Source organism: Streptosporangium sp. NPDC005286 (assembly GCF_040607515.1).
Taxonomy (GTDB): domain Bacteria; phylum Actinomycetota; class Actinomycetes; order Streptosporangiales; family Streptosporangiaceae; genus Streptosporangium.
In genome coordinates, this window is record NZ_JBEXGU010000120.1 from 1 (window position 1) to 16,610 (window position 16,610).

The 16,610-nt window shown below is 69.6% G+C and carries 13 protein-coding genes; all 13 read left to right on the top strand.

Annotated features, from left to right (window positions below):
* Positions 1 to 158 precede the first annotated feature (158 nt).
* The gene (locus ABZU75_RS32515) at positions 159 to 1,190 is read left to right on the top strand and encodes a rod shape-determining protein (RefSeq protein ID WP_355562589.1); all 1,032 of its coding nucleotides are present in this window, start codon (positions 159 to 161) and stop codon (positions 1,188 to 1,190) included.
* Positions 1,190 to 2,098: a rod shape-determining protein MreC gene (gene mreC, locus ABZU75_RS32520; RefSeq protein ID WP_355562592.1), complete on the top strand. Its 909-nt coding sequence runs from the start codon at positions 1,190 to 1,192 to the stop codon at positions 2,096 to 2,098. Before ABZU75_RS32515 ends, mreC begins: the two co-directional genes overlap by 1 nt.
* A gap of 4 nt (positions 2,099 to 2,102) precedes the next feature.
* Positions 2,103 to 2,630: a rod shape-determining protein MreD gene (gene mreD, locus ABZU75_RS32525; RefSeq protein WP_355562595.1), complete on the top strand. Its 528-nt coding sequence runs from the start codon at positions 2,103 to 2,105 to the stop codon at positions 2,628 to 2,630.
* A gap of 48 nt (positions 2,631 to 2,678) precedes the next feature.
* A complete protein-coding gene (gene mrdA / locus ABZU75_RS32530) occupies positions 2,679 to 4,742 on the top strand; it encodes a penicillin-binding protein 2 (RefSeq protein ID WP_355562598.1) in 2,064 nt (687 codons plus the stop codon).
* A gap of 88 nt (positions 4,743 to 4,830) precedes the next feature.
* Positions 4,831 to 5,985: a rod shape-determining protein RodA gene (gene rodA / locus ABZU75_RS32535; RefSeq protein WP_355562647.1), complete on the top strand. Its 1,155-nt coding sequence runs from the start codon at positions 4,831 to 4,833 to the stop codon at positions 5,983 to 5,985.
* A gap of 55 nt (positions 5,986 to 6,040) precedes the next feature.
* Complete coding sequence (locus ABZU75_RS32540; RefSeq protein ID WP_355562601.1) at positions 6,041 to 7,951, top strand: TIGR03960 family B12-binding radical SAM protein; 1,911 nt, start codon at positions 6,041 to 6,043, stop codon at positions 7,949 to 7,951.
* Positions 7,952 to 8,055: 104 nt separating this feature from the next.
* Positions 8,056 to 8,835, top strand: coding sequence for a TIGR03936 family radical SAM-associated protein (locus ABZU75_RS32545; protein ID WP_355562604.1), 780 nt, complete (start codon positions 8,056 to 8,058; stop codon positions 8,833 to 8,835).
* Positions 8,836 to 8,932: 97 nt separating this feature from the next.
* A complete protein-coding gene (locus ABZU75_RS32550; protein WP_355562607.1) occupies positions 8,933 to 11,719 on the top strand; it encodes an Rne/Rng family ribonuclease in 2,787 nt (928 codons plus the stop codon).
* 333 nt (positions 11,720 to 12,052) lie between these two features.
* On the top strand, positions 12,053 to 12,355 hold the full coding sequence (gene rplU / locus ABZU75_RS32555) for a 50S ribosomal protein L21 (RefSeq protein WP_030924785.1): 303 nt from the start codon (positions 12,053 to 12,055) through the stop codon (positions 12,353 to 12,355).
* 19 nt (positions 12,356 to 12,374) lie between these two features.
* Complete coding sequence (rpmA, locus tag ABZU75_RS32560; RefSeq protein WP_030924780.1) at positions 12,375 to 12,632, top strand: 50S ribosomal protein L27; 258 nt, start codon at positions 12,375 to 12,377, stop codon at positions 12,630 to 12,632.
* Between the two features lie 106 nt (positions 12,633 to 12,738).
* Complete coding sequence (obgE, locus tag ABZU75_RS32565) at positions 12,739 to 14,091, top strand: GTPase ObgE (protein WP_355562611.1); 1,353 nt, start codon at positions 12,739 to 12,741, stop codon at positions 14,089 to 14,091.
* A 48-nt stretch (positions 14,092 to 14,139) separates the two neighbouring features.
* Positions 14,140 to 15,264 (top strand): glutamate 5-kinase, encoded by a 1,125-nt coding sequence (gene proB, locus ABZU75_RS32570; RefSeq protein WP_355562614.1) that lies wholly within the window; start codon positions 14,140 to 14,142, stop codon positions 15,262 to 15,264.
* Between the two features lie 18 nt (positions 15,265 to 15,282).
* Positions 15,283 to 16,572 (top strand): glutamate-5-semialdehyde dehydrogenase, encoded by a 1,290-nt coding sequence (locus ABZU75_RS32575; protein WP_350961697.1) that lies wholly within the window; start codon positions 15,283 to 15,285, stop codon positions 16,570 to 16,572.
* Positions 16,573 to 16,610: the final 38 nt, after the last annotated feature.

Genomic DNA, 16,610 nt, shown 5'->3' on the forward strand with positions numbered 1-16,610 from the left:
CGTCCTTCTGGACGGCGGGGCCCGACCTATTTGGCTAACCCAAGATTTTGCTGCGGTAGGCCGGCTCATTGCGCTCAAGGGTGGGTGCGTCACGTTACGATTCGAGTGCGTTCCGTAGTTTTCGCCGACGACCTGACGGAAGGAGGCCAGCCTTCCTCATGGGCAGCAATCTTGCTTTTTTGGGCCGTGACATGGCAGTCGACCTCGGCACCGCGAACACCCTCGTGTACGTCAGAGGGCGCGGAATCGTGCTCAACGAGCCATCCGTCGTAGCGATCAACAGCATCAATGGGAAGATCGTGGCCGTTGGCATCGAGGCCAAGCGGATGATAGGCCGCACTCCGAGCAACATCATCGCCATCCGTCCGCTCAAGGACGGTGTCATCGCCGACTTCGACGTCACCGAGCGCATGCTGCGCTACTTCATCCAGCGGGTGCACAAGCGCCGCCATTTCGCCAAGCCGCGCATCATCATCGCCGTGCCGAGCGGGATCACCGGGGTCGAGCAGCGGGCGGTCAAGGAGGCCGGATACCAGGCGGGCGCCCGCAGGGTCTACATCGTTGAGGAGCCCATGGCCGCCGCGATCGGCGCCGGGCTCCCCGTGCACGAGCCCACCGGCAACATGGTGGTCGACATAGGCGGCGGCACCACCGAGGTGGCGATCATCTCGATGGGCGGTGTGGTCACCAGCCAGTCGATCAGGGTGGGCGGTGACGAGCTCGATCAGGCGATCATCGCCTTCGCGAAGAAGGAGTACTCGCTGATGCTCGGCGAGCGCACCTCCGAGGAGATCAAGATGGCCATCGGCTCCGCCTGCATGCTCCCGGAGGAGAGCCATGCCGAGATCAGGGGGCGTGACCTGGTCAGCGGCCTGCCGAAGACGATCGTGGTGTCGGCGGCCGAGATCCGCAAGGCCATCGAGGAACCGCTCAACGTGATCGTCGACGCGGTCAAGACCACACTTGACAAGTGCCCGCCGGAGCTCTCCGGAGACCTCATGGACCGGGGGATCGCCCTCACCGGAGGCGGGGCGCTCCTCAAGGGCATGGACGAGCGGCTGAAGGCCGAGACCGGCATGCCGATCCACCTCGTCGACAACGCCCTCGACTCCGTGGCGCTGGGCACGGGCAAGTGCGTCGAGGACTTCGACGCACTGCAGCAGGTCCTGGTTCCCGAGCCGCGGCACTGATGAAGGACACCCGCCGGGCACGGGTCAACCTGGGGCTGCTGCTGGCCGCCGCGCTCGTGCTCGTGACCATCGACCACCGTTCGGCCGCGCAGTCCCCGTTCGGGCCGCTCCGCATGGTCGGCACGACACTGTTCGGCACCGCGGAGAGTGTGGGGTCGGGGATCGTGCGGCCGGTCGGCGAGTTCTTCGAGACGATGACCGAGGCTCCTTCCGCGCGTGGACGCATCGAGGAGTTGCTCGCGGAGAACCAGCGGCTCAAGCGGGACCTGGTGGCGCAGAGCCTCGACCGGGGGCGTTCGGAGGAGCTGCGCAAGCTGCTCGGGGTCTCGGGCACCGGCGGATACAAGATCCTGCCCACCCAGGTGATCGCTCGGCGTGGGACTCCCGGGTTCGAGGAGGCCGTCGAGCTCGACGTGGGGCGCGCCGACGGGGTGCGCACCGAGATGACGGTGCTGAACGCCGACGGCCTGGTCGGCAGGGTGATCCACGTGGGCGCGTCCACCTCGACCGTGGTCCTGCTCAGCGACCCCGCCTCGGCGGCCGGAGCCCGGCTGGAGGGAAGCAACGAGATCGGGGTGGTGCACGGGGTGGGGGAGAACGGCCGTCTGGTCCGCTTCCGGCTGCTCGACTCGACCGCGCCCATCATCCCCGGCCACCGCATCGTGAGTTTCGGTTCCCAGCGCGGCGCGCCGTACGTGGCGGGGGTGCCGATCGGGGTGGTGGAGCGGGTGGAGGCCACGCCGGGTGAGCTGACCCGTATCGCGTACGCGCGGCCGTACGCCGACCTCACCGCGCTGGACGTGGTCGGCGTGGTGGTGCAGGCGCCGCGCCGGGACCCGCGTGACGCGGTGCTCCCCTCCGGCCCGCGAAAGGCGGCGCCTCCCCGCTTCCAGCGAGAGGGGGTCTGACGGGATGGGGCGCAACGCGATCTTCGTGGCGCTGCTCCTGGGAATCATGATTTTCCAGGTGACCGTCGTCAACAGGCTGCCGCTGCCAGGGCAGGCCGCGCCGGATCTGGTGCTGCTCGCCGTGGTGGGGTACGCGCTGGCCCGCGGGGCGGCGGCGGGGGCGGCCATGGGTTTCGCCGCCGGGCTTCTCAGCGATGTGCTGCCACCGGCCGCGCACCTGTTCGGGCACCACGCGCTGGTGCTCTGCCTCGTCGGCTTCATCGCGGGGCGCGCGGTGGAGAGCCATCCGGGGGCGGGGCCGCTCGCGGCGCTGGCCTGCGCGGTCGCCGGTCCGGTGATCGCGGTGGCGACCGGCGCCCTGCTGGGAGACCCACGGACCGGCGTGTCCATGCTCACGACCACGCTGCCGCAGGCGGTGCTCTACAACCTGCTTGCCGCGTCGCCGGTGGTGTGGGTGGTGCGAAGGCTCGTCTGCGGGCCGGAGCCGCGCCCCGTCCAGGTGCTCGGATACGTCATGCGGAGCCGCTTGTGAGGCACCTCGTGCTGGGGGACACATGAGCGGCGGTGAGGAGGAGCGAGCATGGGCCTGATGCGGGGGCGGCTGGTCGTGGTGCAGTTGCTGGTGGTGTCGATGCTGGCGTTGCTCGCTGTCCGGCTCTGGCAGGTGCAGGTGGTGCGTGGTCCGGAGTACGTGGTGGCCGCCACCGAGACGCGCACGCGCGATGTCGTCGTTCCCGCGGTACGCGGGCAGATCCTTGACTCGACGGGCCGTCCGCTGGTCCGAAACCGGACCACGCTGGTGGTCTCGGTCGACCGCACCCGCCTGAACCGGATGGAGGGCAACGGCAAGGAGGTGCTCGAGAAGCTGGCCGCCGTGCTCGGCCGTCGCCCCGCCGAGCTACGGGAGCGCATCAGGGCATGCGGGCCGGGGGTCACCCGTCCCTGCTGGCCGGGCTCTCCGTACCAGCCGATCCCCATCGACGCGGATGTCACCACGCGCGAGGCCCTGCAGATCCTGGAACGGCAGGAGGAGTTCCCCGGGGTCACGGCCGAGGTGCAGGCGGTACGGGAGTATCCGAGCCGGAGCGCGGGAGCGCAGGCGCTCGGCTACCTGCAGCCGATCACGCAGGAGGAGCTGAACAGGCGCGACGGGCTCAGGGCGGCGTTCTCCGGGGTCGACCTGGTGGGCAGGGACGGCCTGGAGTCGGTCTACGACGTGTCGCTGCGTGGGACGCCGGGGATGCGGCGGGTGCAGGTCGACCGGCTTGGCAAGGTCATCGGGGTGGAGCAGCACGTGCCCCCGGTGCCGGGCGACACGCTCATCACCAGCATCGACTCCAGGGTGCAGGCCACGGCGGAGAAGGCATTGGCCGAGGCGATGAAGGGCGCGCCCACGGCGGACGGCGCGGCGGCGGTGGTGCTGGATGTGAAGACGAGCAGGGTCGTCGCTCTGGCCAGCGCGCCGACGTACGATCCGGCGATCTGGACCGGGGGAATCTCCGAGGCGCAGTACCAGCGTCTGCTGTCCGGCAAGGCGGGCAAGCCGTTGGTCTCCCGGGCCATCAAAGGCGAGTTCGCGCCTGGTTCGACGTTCAAGGTGTCGTCGGTGGCGGCGATGCTCAAGGACGGCTACCCGCTGCACGGCCAGTACGACTGCCCGGGGTCCTTCATGGTGGGCGACCGGCCGTTCAACAACTTCCGGGGTATCGGGCTGGGAACGCTCACCCTGCACATGGCGCTGGTGAAGTCCTGCGACACGATCTTCTACCGGGCGGCCTACGAGCAGTGGCTGCGCGACGGCGGGCTCAATCCCAAGGGGAGGACCAAGGAACCGATGGCGGCCATGGCGCGCGCCTACGGTTTCGGCCGCCCCACCGGCATCGACCTGCCGGGTGAGTCGGCGGGCCGGATTCCTGACCGGGCGTGGAAGAAGACGCTCTGGTCGGTGACCAAGGACACCAACTGCAAGCGGGCCAGGACCGGCTACCCGGAGGTGGCCAGGAGCAGCCCCAGCAGGGCCGCCTTCCTCAAGCGGTTGGCGTACGAGAACTGCCTGGAGGGGTACCAGTGGCGGCCCGGTGACGCCGCCAACTTCTCCATCGGGCAGGGCGACGTGCTGGTGACGCCGCTGCAGCTGGCGGCGGCCTACGCGGCGCTGGTCGGGGACGGCAGGCTGCGCAGCCCCCGGCTGGGCTGGGCGCTGGTGCGTCCCGACGGCACCAAGGTCAAGGAGATCGAGGTGCCGGTGGTGGGCAGGCTGCCGCTCTCGCCACGGGAGCGGGCCTACATCAAGGGGGCGCTGAGCGAGGTCGCCTCCGACGGCACCGCGGCCGGGGCCTTTGCCGGGTTCCCCATGAACCAGGTCAAGATCGGCGGAAAGACCGGCACCGCCGAGGTCTACGGCAAGGCCGACACATCCTGGTTCGCCTCGTTCGCCCCGACGGACAAGCCGCAGTTCGTGATCGTCGCCATGGTCTCCCAGGGTGGGATGGGCGCCGAGACCGCGGCTCCGGCGGTGCGGAAGATCTACGAGGGCATCTTCGGGTTCAAGCCCGACGGCAAGCCGGCCTCCCCGATCCTGCCGGGCGGGCGCCCGGTAAGAGCGCTTCCGGTGATCGCGAAAGACGGGACGGTGGCGCGATGAGGTCCGCTGTGGCATCGGTGACACCGTCCGCGGTGGTGTCCGTGACGGCGTCGGCGGTGACGTCCGCCAGGAGAGCGGCGTGAACCGGGTGGCGGCCGCGCCGCCGAGGGCGTCCCTGGCCGGCAGGACGGTGGCGGCGGCCGCCGCGGTGGGCCGGATGGACGGGGTGATGCTGGTCGCCGTAACCGCCCTGGGGGTGATCGGCACGATGCTGGTCTGGTCTTCGACGAGGACATGGGCGGCCGGCTCCACGGGACTGGTCAAGAAGCACATCCTCAACCTCGTCATCGGAGCCGTGCTGGCCGGTACGGCCGCGATGCTGGACCACCGGACGCTGAGAACCTTCGCGCCGCTGGTGTACGGCGTGACGCTGATCGGGCTGCTTCTGGTGATCACACCCCTCGGCAGCACCGTGAACGGCGCACACTCGTGGATCATGCTGGGTGGTGGTTTCGCGTTCCAGCCCTCGGAGTTCGCCAAGCTAGGCCTGGTGTTGATGCTCGCCATGCTGCTGGCCCAGCCCGCCCGCGGCACCGACCGGCCGAGGAGCTTCGACGTCGTGATCGCGCTGGTGGTGGCCACCTTCACCATGGGGTTGGTGATGCTCCAGCCCGACCTGGGAACCACGATGGTCATCGGGGTGATCACGGCGGGTGCGATCGTCGTGGCCGGCGCCCGCAAGCGCTGGATCGGCGGGCTCACCCTCGGCGTGCTCGGCGCGGGGGCGGCCGTGTGGTTCCTCGACATCCTGGAGCCGTACCAGATCGCTCGGTTCACCGCGTTCCTCAACCCGGCCAGCGATCCGCGCGGGGTCGGCTACAACAGCACCCAGTCGTTGATCGCGATCGGGTCGGGAGAGGTGTTCGGCAAGGGGCTGTTCGGGGGCGGCCAGACCACCGGCCGCTTCGTACCCGAGCAGCACACCGACTTCATCTTCACGGTGGCGGGGGAGGAGTTCGGCTTCCTCGGTTCGGTCACCGTGGTGGCGCTGCTCGGGGTGATCCTGCTGCGGGGGGTGCGGATCGCCCGGGAGTGCGAGGACCGGTTCGGCGCGCTGGCGGCCGGGTCGATCGTGTGCTGGCTGGCCTTCCAATCGTTCGTCAACATCGGGATGACGGTCGGGATCATGCCGATCACCGGTCTTCCCCTGCCGTTCGTCTCCTACGGCGGTACCGCCACCTTCGCCAACATGATTGCTTTTGGGATGCTTCAGGCGATTCACATGCGCCGGCAGTCTTTCTAGCACCGGCATGGGTGACTGCCTATGGCACTCTCTCCAGGCGGATATTCTTGATGGCATGTCTGTCGAGTCGCTGTTTCCCCGCCTGGAAGCGCTCCTGCCCAGAGTGCAGAAGCCGATCCAGTACGTCGGAGGTGAGCTCAACTCGACCGTCAAGGATTGGGACGAGACCACGGTTCGCTGGGCGTTGATGTATCCGGACGCCTACGAGGTCGGCCTGCCCAACCAGGGCGTCCAGATTCTCTACGAGATCCTCAACGAGCTGCCGGAGACACTGGCCGAGCGGACCTACGCGGTCTGGCCCGACCTGGAGGCGCTCATGCGTGTCGAGGGCGTACCTCAGTTCACGGTCGACGGGCACCGTCCGGTACGGGCGTTCGACGTGTTCGGTCTCTCCTTCTCGACCGAGCTCGGCTACACCAACATGCTGACCGCGCTGGATCTGGCGGGCATCCCGCTGGAGGCGTCGGAGCGGGGCGACGATGATCCGATCGTCCTGGCCGGCGGTCACGCGGCGTTCAATCCCGAGCCGATCGCCGACTTCCTCGACGCCGCCGTGCTGGGCGACGGGGAGCAGATCGCCATCGCGATCACCGAGGTCATCCGCGAGTGGAAGGCCGAGGGCTCGCCCGGCGGGCGCGACGGGCTGCTGATGCGGCTGGCCGAGTCCGGCGGGGTCTACGTGCCGAAGTTCTACGACGTCGACTACCACCCCGACGGCCGTATCCAGCGCGTCGCACCCAACAGGTCGGGTGTGCCGTGGCGGATCCACAAGCACACGGTCATGGATCTGGACGAGTGGCCGTACCCGAAGAAGCCGCTGGTCCCGCTGGCCGAGACCGTGCACGAGCGGTTCAGCGTGGAGATCTTCCGCGGCTGCACCCGAGGTTGCCGGTTCTGCCAGGCCGGCATGATCACCCGTCCGGTGCGTGAGCGCTCGATCACCACGATCGGTGACATGGTCGAGGCGGGCGTGAAGGCGTCAGGTTTCAACGAGGTCGGCCTGCTGTCACTCTCCTCGGCCGACCACTCCGAGATCGGTGAGGTCGCCAAGGGACTGGCGGATCGTTACGAGGGCACCAACACCTCGCTCTCGCTGCCCTCGACCCGGGTCGACGCGTTCAACATCGACCTGGCAGGCGAGTTCTCCCGCAACGGCCGACGCTCCGGTCTGACGTTCGCCCCCGAGGGCGGCTCCGAGCGGATGCGCAAGGTGATCAACAAGATGGTCACCGAGGAAGACCTGATCAGGACCGTCACCACCGCGTACACCCAGGGCTGGCGGCAGGTGAAGCTCTACTTCATGTGCGGCCTGCCCACCGAGGAGGACGTCGACGTCGAGGGCATCGCCGACCTGGCCAAGAAGGTCATCAAGGCCGGTCGAGAGGCCACCGGGTCGCGCGACGTCCGCTGCACGGTCTCCATCGGTGGCTTCGTTCCCAAGCCGCACACCCCGTTCCAGTGGGCCGGCCAGGCCGACCACGAGACGGTCGACCGCAGGCTCAGGGCGCTGAAGGAGGCCCTGCGCGGTGACAGGGAGTACGGCCGGGCCATCGGCCTGCGCTACCACGACGGCAAGCCCTCGATCGTGGAGGGCCTGCTGTCGCGGGGCGACCGCCGGGTCGGGGAGGTCATCCGCGCGGTGTGGGCGGACGGCGGCCGGTTCGACGGCTGGAGCGAGCACTTCTCCTATCAGCGCTGGATGGACGCCGCGGCCAAGGTCGGGGTCGACGTCGACTGGTACACCACGCGCGAGCGCGAGGAGAACGAGGTCCTGCCCTGGGACCATCTCGATGCCGGTCTCGACCGCGAATGGCTCTGGCAGGACTGGCAGGACGCGGTCAACGACGTCGAGGTCGAAGACTGCCGATGGACCCCGTGCTACGACTGCGGCGTCTGCCCCACGATGGGGACGGAGATCCAGATCGGGCCCACCGGGAAGAAGCTGCTGCCACTGACGGTTGTCTGAGGTAGGCGGTGCGTGAGCGCCGCCCACCCAAGAGACGACGACCACGACTTTGGAAGGACGACACCACTCTGAAACCCGCTCCCGACGGGCCGCCGCCCGCGCCAGTGGTGCAGCGTCTCCGTGTGCGCTACGCCAAGCGTGGCCGCCTGCGCTTCACCAGCCACCGCGACATCTCCCGGGCGCTTGAACGCGCGGTCCGGCGAGCCGACGTCCCGGTGGCGTTCAGCGCGGGCTTCTCGCCCCACCCGAAGATCTCCTACGTGGGAGGGGCCGCACCCACCGGGGTCGCCAGCGAGGCCGAGTACCTCGAGATCAGCGTGACGCGCGAGTGTGACCCGGAGCGGCTGCGAGCCGCTCTGGACGCCTCGTTGCCTCCCGGTCTCGACGTGCTTGACGTCGTGGAGGCCGGCCCCGCGAGTCTGGCCGACCAGATGGAGTGCTCGGCGTGGGAACTGCGGCTGCCCGGAGCCGATCTCGCCCTCGCGGGTGTCGCGGTTGAGAGATTCATCGCCACCGATCACGTCGAGGTCGAACGCCTTACCAAGAAGGGGATGCGACGTTTCGACGCGCGGGAGGCGGTGCTGAGCCTCGCGGCATTTGAGGGCAAAGGGACAACAGCAGGTCAGGCGTCCAGTCGGCCATGTGTCATACTTCGCATGGTTGTACGGCACGCAACTCCTGCCGTTCGACCCGACGACGTTCTCACTGGACTGCGTCTTGTGGCTGACTTCGCGCCGCCGGTGCCCCCCGAGGTGACCAGGCTGGCGCAGGGCCCGCTGGACGTTCGCACCGGTGAGCCCGCTGATCCGTTCGGCCTGGACCGCGACATTACGCGCGGCGGCGAAGCGGAACCGGTGGGCAGGCACGTCGGCGGCGACATATAGGACTTGGCGCCGGGCTATGAGCCTGGCGGACAGTGAGAGACGAGAGCTCCCGCGCGGCGCGGAGACGTGCCCGGGAGCTGAACGGGAGAGCGCCCGCATGCTCGACAACGAGCCCAACGCCGGGGTCAACAGCCTCGGTGGGGACACGACAACAGAAGAGACGCGGCCACCGGCGCCCAGGCGCAGGGCCGCGAGCCGACCCGCAGGACCTCCGCCGGAGGAGCCGGATTCGGCTCCCGAGGTCGTGACGGCACCCGCACTCCGGGCGGCGTCCGGCATCTCGCCGGAACCGTCGGCGGCCGGTGCGTCCGGGCCCGCGGTGAAGCCCGCGGAGGCTGTAGAGCCCGCCGAGGTGGCAGAGCCCGCAGAGGCGGCAGAGGTGAAGGAGGCTGCGCCCAAGCGCGCCACCAGACGTAAGACCGTCGCGACGGACGGCACCGCCACCACCACGCGGCGTAGTCGTGCGAAGAAGGTGGCCGAACCGGTCGCCGAGCCTGTCGAGACGGCGGCCGCCGCCGTTCAGGAGCCCGCCGCCGAGCCGGCGCCGCGGGAGGAGCCCGCCGCCCCTGCCAAGCGCACCCGTACGCGCAAGAAGGCAGTCGTGCGGGAGGAGCCGGCCGCGGCCGAGGAGGTCACCGGCGAGGTGCCCACGGCCGGGGCGGAGGAGGTCGAGGCGGAGCTGCTGCTCGAGCTGCCCGTCGACGAACCGCTCGATGACGAGCCCGCGGGTGAGGACCTCGTCGAGGAGGCCGTCGAGGAACGGCGGCCGGGGCTGTTCGCCGACCCCTTCGGGCTGGTCGCCCAAGAACGTTCCGAGGTGCCCTCGGTGACCTTCCAGGCACCCGCGGCGGTGTTCCAGCCGCTGTTCCAGGCCCCCGACCCGCAGCGGGCCGCGCAGCCCGCCGTCCGGCCCGCGCCGGTCCAGCCTCCCGCGCCGCAGCCGGAGCCCGAGCCCGTCGAGGCGAAGGCCGAGATCGCCGAGGAGCCCGAGGACGAGGACACGGACGGAGACGAGGACGCCGGTGGCCGCCGGCGTCGGCGCCGCAGGGGTGGCCGGGGCCGTGGCAAGACGCGGGACCTCGACGAGAGCGAGGAGACCGAGGCCGAGCAGGACGAAGAGGACAGGCCCGAGGCCGAGCAGGACGAAGACTCGGAGAGCGGCAGCTCGCGCCGGCGTCGCCGCAGGCGGCGCAGGGGCACCGACGAGGCGGGAGAGGTCCACGACGACCCGCCGAACACCGTGGTGCGCATCCGCGCGCCCCGCGCCGGGCGCAGCACCTCGGTGGACGAGGTGCAGAGCGTGCGAGGCTCGACCCGCCTGGAGGCCAAGAAGCAGCGCCGCCGCGAGGGGCGCGAGCTTGGTCGCAGGCGTCCGCCGATCATCACCGAGTCGGAGTTCCTGGCCCGCAGGGAGTCCGTCGAGCGCATGATGGTGGTCCGCCGTACCGGTGGGCGCACCCAGATCGCGGTGCTGGAGGACGGGGTCCTCGTCGAGCACTACGTCAACCGCGAGGCGAGCCAGTCGTACGTGGGCAACGTCTATCTCGGCAAGGTGCAGAACGTCCTGCCGAGCATGGAGGCCGCGTTCGTCGACATCGGCAAGGGCCGTAACGCGGTGCTGTACGCCGGAGAGGTGAACTTCGACACCGCCGGGCTGGAGGGACAGCCCAAGCGGATCGAGGTGGCGCTGAAGTCGGGCCAGTCGGTGCTGGTACAGGTCACCAAGGACCCGATGGGGCACAAGGGCGCCCGCCTGACGAGCCAGATCAGCCTGCCCGGGCGCTACCTGGTCTACGTGCCCGACGGCTCGATGACCGGGATCAGCCGCAAGCTCCCCGACAAGGAGCGCACCCGCCTCAAGAGCATCCTCAAGAAGGTCATGCCGGAGAACGCCGGGGTCATCGTCCGCACGGCCGCCGAAGGGGCGTCGGAGGACGAACTGAGCCGCGACGTGGCCAGGCTGTCGGCGCAGTGGGAGAACATCCAGCGCAAGGCCAAGTCGGCCAGCGCGCCGGAGCTGCTCTCCTCCGAGCCGGACCTGACGGTCCGGGTGGTCAGGGACGTGTTCAACGAGGACTTCTCCTCGCTGGTCGTCGCGGGAGACGAGGTGTGGGAGACGGTCGACGAGTACGTCCGTTACGTCGCCCCGCACCTGGCCGACCGCCTCAGCAGGTGGGAGGAGGACGGCGACGTCTTCGCCGCCTACCGGATCGACGAGCAGATCGCCAAGGCGATGGAGCGCAAGGTCTGGCTGCCCAGCGGTGGCTCGCTGGTGATCGACCGGACCGAGGCCATGACCGTGGTCGACGTCAACACCGGCAAGTTCACCGGCCAGGGCGGCAACCTTGAGGAGACCGTCACCCGCAACAACCTGGAGGCGGCCGAGGAGATCGTCCGCCAGCTCAGGCTGCGCGACATCGGCGGCATCATCGTCATCGACTTCATCGACATGGTGCTGGAGAACAACCGGGACCTGGTGTTGAGGCGGCTGCTGGAGTGCCTGGCCCGCGACCGTACCAAGCACCAGGTCGCCGAGGTCACCTCCCTGGGTCTGGTCCAGATGACGCGTAAGCGGGTCGGTCAGGGGCTCCTGGAGGCGTTCTCCACGGTCTGTGAGTGCTGCAACGGCCGCGGCCTGCACGTCTCGACCGAGCCGGTCGAGGGCAAGCCGGAGCCGCGTGGTACGCAGGGCAAGATGGCGGTCGAGAAGGCCGTCGCGGAGAAGCTCGGCAAGGACGGTAGCCACGCTGTGGCGGCCGGTGACCAGTCGGGTCGTGATACGGTGACCGATGCGCTTGATGGAGTCCAGAACGAGGACGGTCAGGCAGCACAGGCTTCTGGCCGGGGGCGGAGACGCTCCCGCAAGGCCAGGTCGGCCGAGTAGGTCCTGTCCCGCAGATTTTGCCGTGGCGTGGGTCTGCCGGACGGTGTCTCGTAGGGCGGAAGAGGAGCTCATAGCGTGCTATGGGTGACGGAACCGTCGCGAGGCCCCGTCCGGGGGACCAAGGCAGGCAGAAGATCCAAGGAGCAGGACCTGAGGTCGGCACCCCCGACGTTCCGCCCGGTTCGACCAGGACACCGTCAATCCGGTATTCTGGTGAACCGGTGCGCTCATGGCGCGCCCTGTTCGCGCGCCTACCCGGTACGTCATCAATGACCACAGCCGGATGCGGGGCGCAGCATCCAGCGAGCAAGCAGTCAGAAGAAGGGTTCCGCGGTGTACGCGATCGTTCGTTGCGGCGGCAGGCAGCAGAAGGTCTCCGTCGGTGACGTCCTTGAAGTGGACAAGGTCGCCGGCGAGGTCGGTTCCACGGTTTCGCTGCCGACGGTCCTCGTCGTCAACGACGGCGACGTGACCACCGAGGCGGGCAAGTTCACGGTTGCCGCCGAGATTCTCGGTGAGACCAAGGGTCCGAAGATCCGGATTCTGAAGTACAAGAACAAGTCGGGGTACAAGAAGCGCCAGGGTCACCGCCAGCGGTACACCCAGGTGAAGATCACCGGCATCGACCAGGCCTGAGTTTCGGGAGTTTTGCGAGATGGCACACAAGAAGGGCGCGTCGTCCACTCGGAACGGCCGCGACTCCAACGCCCAGCGGCTCGGTGTGAAGCGCTTCGGCGGTCAGCTGGTCAACGCCGGCGAGATCATCGTTCGTCAGCGTGGCACCCACTTCCACCCCGGCGACAACGTCGGCCGTGGCAGTGACGACACGCTGTTCGCGCTGGCCGCAGGCCACGTTCTGTTCGGTGTCAAGCGCGGTCGCCGCGCGGTGAGCATCGTTCCGGTCGCGGAGTAGATTCGCACCGACAGACGTTGAGGGCAGGGGTGGATCGCATTCGGCGGTCCACCCCTGTTCGCGTTTTCCGCAGAAGTTCCCGTAGATAGAGGTAGGAAAGTTAGAGATGCCGGACTTTGTGGACCAGGTGGTCCTGCACATCAAGGCCGGTGACGGGGGAAACGGCTGCGCCTCTGTCCATCGGGAGAAGTTCAAGCCGCTGGGGGGCCCGGACGGGGGCAACGGCGGCCGCGGCGGCGACGTGGTCCTGGAGGTGGACGCCAACACGGCGACGCTCCTGGAGTACCACCGCCGCCCGCACCGCAAGGCCGACAACGGCAAGCAGGGACAGGGCTCCAACCGCGACGGTGCCAACGGTCCCGACATCGTCATCCCGGTGCCGGACGGCACCGTGGTCAAGGACGCCGACACCGGTGAGGTCCTCATCGACCTGGTCGGCGCGGGCACCCGCTATGTGATCGCCGAGGGCGGGCACGGCGGGCTCGGCAACGCCGCACTGGCCAGCGCCAAGCGCAAGGCCCCCGGGTTCGCGCTGCTCGGCGAGCCCGGCGACGAGCTCGACGTGATGCTTGAGATGAAGAGCGTCGCCGACGTGGCGCTGGTCGGCTTCCCCAGCGCGGGCAAGTCCTCCCTCATCGCGGCCCTCTCCGCGGCCCGGCCGAAGATCGCCGACTACCCGTTCACCACGCTGGTCCCCAACCTCGGGGTGGTCACCGCGGGCGCGACCGTCTTCACGGTCGCGGACGTCCCCGGCCTGATCCCCGGCGCCTCACAGGGCAAGGGCCTGGGGCACGAGTTCCTGCGCCATGTCGAGCGCTGCAACACGCTGGTGCACGTGATCGACTGCGCCACGATGGAGCCGGGCCGCGACCCCATCAGCGACTACGAGGCGATCGAGGCCGAGCTCGCGGCGTACGGCAAGCTGGAGGACCGGCCGCGCCTGGCGGTGCTCAACAAGTCCGACGTGCCCGACGCCCGCGACCTGGCCGACATCGTCGGGCCGATGCTCGAGGAGCGGGGGCTGCGGGTCTTCTCGATCTCCGCGGCCACCCACGAGGGGCTCAAGGAACTGACCTACGCCATGGGGGAGATGGTCGCCGCGGCCAGGGCCGCCGCCCCCGTCCCCGAGCCGACCCGACTGGTCATCAGGCCCAAGCAGCACGGTGACACCGGATTCGCCGTCCGCCGGATCGACGAGGACACCTTCCAGGTCACCGGGGCCAAGCCGGAGCGGTGGATCCGCCAGACCGACTTCACCAACGACGAGGCCGTGGGCTACCTGGCCGACCGGCTGGAGCGGCTCGGTGTCGAGGAGGAGCTCACCAAGGCCGGGGCGAAGGCCGGGGCCGAAGTGATCATCGGCTCCATGGAGAACGGCTACATCTTCGACTGGCAGCCGACGCTCAACGCCGAGGCCGTGCACCAGGGGCCGCGCGGGTCGGACAACCGGCTCGGTTAGTACGCTTCCCGCTGTTCTTCCAGTGATCATTTTTGAAAGGTGCGTGTCGTGGACTCTGCGCGCGAACGGATCCGTAAGGCCTCACGCCTCGTCGTGAAGGTGGGTTCGTCCTCGCTCACCACTCCGCAGGGAATGATCGACGTCGACCGGGTGGACGCCCTGGTCGACGTGCTCGGCGCCCGGCGGAAGTCCGGCACCCAGATCGTGCTGGTCTCCTCGGGCGCGATCGCGGCGGGCCTCGGCCCGCTGGGCCTGGCGGCCAGGCCACGCGACCTCGCCACCCAGCAGGCCGCGGCCTCGGTCGGCCAGGGCGTGCTGGTGGCCCGCTACACCTCCTCCTTCGCCAGGTACGGCCTGCGGGTCGGCCAGGTGCTGCTGACCGCCGACGACATGATGCGCCGCTCGCACCACGTCAACGCCGAGCGCACGCTGGCACGCCTGCTGGAGCTGGGCATCGTCCCGGTGGTCAACGAGAACGACACCGTGGCCACCGACGAGATCCGGTTCGGCGACAACGACCGCCTCGCCGCCCTGGTCGCACACCTGACCAGGGCCGACGCGCTGGTGCTGCTGTCGGATGTGGACGCCCTCTACGACGGCGACCCTCGCCGCCCCGGCGCCCGCCGGCTCACCGAGGTGCGCGGGCCCTCCGACCTCGTCGGGGTCGAGCTCGGCAAGGGCGGCGCGGTCGGCACCGGTGGCATGGTCACCAAGGTTCAGGCCGCCAAGATCGCCACAGGGGCGGGTGTTCCCGTGGTGCTGACCGCCGCCGCGCACGCGGCCCAGGCCCTCGCGGGAATCGATGTCGGCACCTACTTCCACCCGGAGGGCCGCCACCCGGGCACCCGCCTGCTCTGGCTGGCCCACGCCACCACCGGCCGAGGCCGGCTCCACCTGGACTCCGGCGCCGTCGAGGCGGTGGTGAGCCGCCGCAAGTCACTGCTTCCCGCGGGGGTCACGGCGGTCGAGGGCGACTTCGCGGCGGGCGACCCGGTGGATCTGTGCGATCCGCTCGGCCAGGTGGTCGCGCGCGGCCTGGTCAACTTCGACGCGGGGGAGATCCCCGGGCTGCTCGGTCGTTCCACCAGGGAACTGGCGGCCGCCCTGGGGCCCGAGTACGAACGAGAGCTCATCCACCGTGACGACATCGTCATACTGGAATCCCACCACTAGTTCTTTTTGGAGCGCGAGATGTCCGAGGACTTCCTGAAGGTAGCCCTGGCGGCTAAAGAGGCCGCCGCCGAGCTGGCCCCGCTGCCGAGGGCGCCGAAGGACGCCGCGCTCCGGGTGGTCGCGGACGCGCTCGTGGCCGGGTCCGCCGAGATCGTCGCGGCCAACGCGCTCGACGTCGAGAAGGCCAGGGAGAGCGGGACCTCCGAATACATGATCGACCGTCTCAGCCTCGACGAGGCCAGGATCGAGGCGATCGCCGAGGCGGTCCGTCAGGTCGCCGACCTTCCCGACCCGGTGGGTGAGGTGATCCGGGGCAACACGCTGCCCAACGGACTGGAGTTGCGTCAGCTCCGGGTCCCGCTCGGGGTGATCGGCATCATCTACGAGGGCCGGCCCAACGTGACCGTGGACGCCGCGGCGCTCTGCCTCAAGAGCGGCAACGCCACCCTGCTGCGCGGCTCCTCCAGCGCGTACGAGTCCAACACGGTTCTCGTCAGGATCATGCAGGAGGCGCTGGCGGGCACCGAGGTGCCCGCGGGGGCCGTCCAGCTGGTTCCCGGGCTGACCCGCGACTCGGTCAAGCAGCTCATGCGGGCCCGCGGTCTGGTCGACGTGCTGATCCCGCGCGGCGGGGCCTCGCTGATCAATTCGGTGGTGGAGGAGTCCACGGTCCCGGTGATCGAGACCGGCGTGGGCAACTGCCACGTCTATGTCGACGCCGACGCCGACCTCGACCTGGCGATCCAGATCCTGATCAACGCCAAGGTCCAGCGCCCCTCGGTCTGCAACTCCGCGGAGACGCTCCTGGTGCACGCGGCCGTGGCGGATACCTTCGTGCCGCGCGCACTGGCCGCGCTGGCGGCGGAGGGCGTCACGGTGCACGGTGACGCCCGCGTCGCGGCGTACGGTGACGTGGTGCCCGCCGATGAGGAGGACTTCCGGATGGAGTACCTCTCGCTGGACATCGCGGCCGCCGTGGTCGACTCGCTGGAGGACGCGGTCGCGCACATCAGGAAGTACGGCTCAGCCCACACCGACGCGATCGTCACGCGCTCGGTCAGCGCCTCCCGCAGGTTCGTCGCCCTGGTCGACTCCGCGGCCGTGGCGGTCAACGCCTCGACCCGGTTCACCGACGGCGCGGAGTTCGGCTTCGGCGCGGAGATCGGTATCTCCACCCAGAAGCTGCACGCGCGCGGCCCCATGGGCCTGCCGGAGCTGACCTCGACCAAGTGGGTCTACACCGGCGAGGGCCACCTGCGCACCAGCGAGGGTACGGTCCTCGCCTCGGCCGAAGCCCGCCTGAGGTAGGGGCGCGGGCCGCGGAGCGTTCCCGACGCCGAGGACCA